This window comes from Streptomyces sp. NPDC044061 (assembly GCF_056434305.1).
Window position 1 is genome coordinate 1 of record NZ_JBWKFL010000140.1, and the last position, 3732, is coordinate 3732.

At 68.0% G+C, this 3732-nt stretch carries 2 protein-coding genes; both read left to right on the forward strand.

Annotated features, from left to right (window positions below; all coding sequences use genetic code 11):
• Positions 1-108 precede the first annotated feature (108 nt).
• Positions 109-1281: a tyrosine-type recombinase/integrase gene (locus AC07CM_RS50530; protein WP_478883303.1), complete on the forward strand. Its 1173-nt coding sequence runs from the start codon at positions 109-111 to the stop codon at positions 1279-1281.
• Entirely contained in the window at positions 1278-3722 is a 2445-nt protein-coding gene (locus AC07CM_RS50535; protein ID WP_478883304.1) for a tyrosine-type recombinase/integrase, read from the forward strand. Before AC07CM_RS50530 ends, AC07CM_RS50535 begins: the two co-directional genes overlap by 4 nt.
• Positions 3723-3732: the final 10 nt, after the last annotated feature.

Here is a 3732-nt window from a genome sequence, read left to right on the forward strand (position 1 = left end):
TTACCTGTTGACTGAACTACGTGTGGAGTTTTCGCAGGTCAGTGACCTGATGGTGGATTCCTCGTTGGTCTGGCCGTGGAATCATCGAGAGACCTGGCATCTCTGGCCGTGCCTCTGGCCGGCGAGTTGGTGGCCATGGATGACCCGTGGGATCCGTACCGGATCGTCGATCCGACCGGGGTGCCCGTCGAGGGTGTCTCTGCCTACCTGCAGGACATGCAAGGAGCCGGGAAGCCGCCGACGACGGCACGCTCGTACGGGATGGACTTGCTGCGCTGGTTTCGGTTCTTGTGGGCCATCGGTGTTCCGTGGCAACAGGCGACGCGCCTCGAGGCACGGGACTTCTCCCGGTGGTTGCTGGTCGCCGGGCAGCCGGCGCGTCCACACTGGCGATCCGGGGGTGCTGCCTCGTGGACTGTGGGCGGGAAGCCGTACGCGGCGTCGGTCCGCGCGCACAGCGAGACGGTGCTGCGGGGCTTTTACGACTTTCACCTCGAGGCGGGTACGGGGCCGATTCTTAATCCCTTCCCCCTGGACCGGTCGCGGCGGGGCCGTCGTGCCCATGTGCACCACAATCCGATGGAGCCGCATCGCAGGGAACGCACCGGTCTCTACCGGCCTACGGTGCCCAAGCGGGTGCCCCGCAGCGTCCCGGATGAGGAGTTCAACGAGATCTTCGCGCGGCTGCCCTCGCACCGTGACCGGGCCTTGGTTGCCTTCTATGTGTCCACCGGCGCCCGCGCCAGCGAGCTGTTGTCCGCCACGCAGGGCTGGGCCGATCCGGGACGTCAGCTGATCGCGGTGGTCCGCAAGGGCACCGGAGAGGTGCAGGAGCTTCCGGCCTCCACGGACGCCTTCGTCTGGCTGCGGCTCTACCAGCTGGAGATGGAGGACTCGATCCCTCGCGGGCAACGGCTGCCGCTGTGGTGGACGCTGCGTGCTCCGTCCCGTCCGTTGACCTATCACGCGGCCCATCGGATGTTCGAGCGGGTCAACGTGTTGGCCGGGACCTCGGCGACGCTGCACGCGCTGCGGCACACGGCGGCCTACCGGATGGCTGAAGACCCCGGCCTGCCCCTCACGGATGTCCAGTTCGTCCTGGGACACGCTCTATTGACTACTACTCAGATTTATCTCATGTCTCGGAAGGAGGAAGTGATCCGCCGGGTGCTGGCCCATCACGCCGAGCAGACCCGGCAGGCGGCAGCGCGGACTGCTCCGGCCCCTGCCGCAGGCTACCGGGCCGAAACGCTCAACGTCCTCTTCGGTGGCCAGCCGTGACGGCCACGACGCTGAAGGCGGCGAGTACGGCTGCGGCGCTGAAGCTGCCGCGCGACCGGTTCCCCGCGAGGTTCGTCGGCGACGACTGGCCTACCACCCGGCTGGGACGGGTGGAGGTCTGGGAGCGGACCACCGGCACTCCGTTCGTGCTCGCGAACCCCGTGGTTCAGGGGAAGCGGGTCCGTGGCCTGGCCCACTTGCTGGACTGGCTGCAGGACTTTCCGGGCGAGACGTGGCAGCAGCGATGGCTCAACAGCGGCGCCGAGGCCCTGGGCGCCCGGTGGCGACAGGCGCCTCTGCGATGGCTCAACAGCCGTGGCCGGTGTTCCGCCTGGCTGCCGTCCGAGCTGTCCAACGGCCTGAAGGTCTTGATCTGCGCCGACGTCATCCGCCCCTCGTTGGAGTGGCTGGTGGCCGTGCCCTCTCTGAAAGGGGATCTTGCCCCTGGCTTCGCCCTCGTCCGGGACCCGCACGGGTTCGCGCGGCTGACAACGCACTGCGAAGGCCGCGCCGATCTTTCACCGTCGTCCCGGCGGCTGATGCTGCAGCGAGCCGCCGTGATCCTCGCGGCCAAGGGCGGTCTCGTCTATGAGATCACCCTCGGCGACGTGCTGGAACTTGCCGAGACCGAGACGGCAGTCCGGACGGCGTGGCCGAAAGACCTCCCCGTCTTCTACCGCACACTGCGGGATCTGGAGATCCTCGAGCCCGAAGCTCCCTCGGGCTGGCGCGAGTTGCGCACCGGTGGGCAGCGGACCCCGGAGGAACTGATCGACCGCTACCAGATCGAGTGCCGGCCCGTCAGAGACCTGCTCGTGGACTACCTGCGAGAACGCCAGCCTGCGCTGGACTACAACAGCCTGCGTGACCTCGCCCACTTCCTCGGCTGCCGTTTCTGGCGAGATATCGAACTCCACCATCCGGGCATCGACACGCTGCACCTGCCCGCCGATGTCGCAGCCGCCTGGCGGCAGCGCCTGTTGACCAGGCCGGAGACGGCCACCGGGCGAGACGGCGAGAGGACCGTCGTTCCTGTTCCCCGCATCAGCTTCCGCGAGTGCTTGGTGAAGGTGCGGGCCTTCTACTTGGACCTGTCCCAGTGGGCGCTTGAGGACCCTGGGCGGTGGGCACACTGGGTCGTCCCCTGCCCCATCAGCCGGGAGGACATCGGGACCCGCAAGCACAAACGACAGCACAAGGCCCGCATGGACGCCCGCACCCGCGAGCGGCTCCCGGTCCTCCCCGTGCTCGTCCGCACCGTCGACCAGCGACGAAGGACCTCCGGAGCTCTCCTCCAGGGGGCACGGCAGACCGAGCCCGGCGCCGCCTTCACCGTCGGCGACCAGACCTTGATCCGGTCCGTCCTGCGTGCCGGCACGGCCGCGGCCAGGATCTGGGCGGACGATCCACGCACGGGCAAGCGCCGGGACCTCGGGCAGGAAGAGGAGTACGCGTTCTGGGCCTGGGCCGTGGTGGAAGTCCTCCGCCTCACCGGTGTCCGCATCGAGGAACTACTCGAGATCAGTCACCACAGCCTGGTGCAGTATCGGCTGCCGACCACCGGGGAGATCGTGCCGCTGCTGCAGATCGCTCCCTCCAAGACCGACGTGGAACGGCTGCTGGTGGTCAGCCCCGAACTGGCCGAAGTCCTGTCCACCATCATCAGCAGAATCCGGGAACCCTCCGGTCCGGTCCCGCTGGTCCCCGCCTACGACTGGCATGAATGCGTCTGGATGCCGCCGGCGCCGCTGCTGTTCCAGCGTCGGTTCCGCACCGAGCACCGCGCCATCAGCCACGGCACCGTCCGCAAGATGCTCCAGGCCGCTCTGGCCGGCACCAGCCTGGTCGACCCCAGTGATGGCCGTCCGTTGAACTACACGCCCCACGACTTCCGCAGGATGTTCATCACCGACGCCGTCATGAACGGGCTGCCCCCGCACATCGCCCAAGTGATCGTCGGACACCGGGACATCAACGTCACCCTCGGCTACAAGGCCGTCTATCCGGACGAGGCCATCCAAGCGCATCTGGCGTTCCTGGCCCGGCGCCGCAGCCAGCGGCCCTCCGAGGAGTATCGGGCTCCCACCGACGACGAATGGGAGGAGTTCCTGGGCCACTTCGAGCGCCGCAAGGTCTCCACCGGGCTCTGCGGCCGGGCCTACTCGACCCCCTGCATCCATGAGCACGCATGCCTGCGGTGTCCGATGCACTGGCCGGACCCTGCCCAGCACGCTCGCATCGTCGAGATCCGCGACAACCTTCTCGCCCGCATCGACGAGGCGCAACGGGAAGGCTGGCTCGGCGAGGTCGAAGGGCTCCAGATCAGCCTCGCCGGCGCGAACGACAAGCTCGCCCAGATCGACCGCCGGTCACCCCAAACCATCGACCTCGGAATCCCGGCTCCACGACGGCCGGACACCCCAACAGACCAAGATCGCTAGTTCAGAGAAT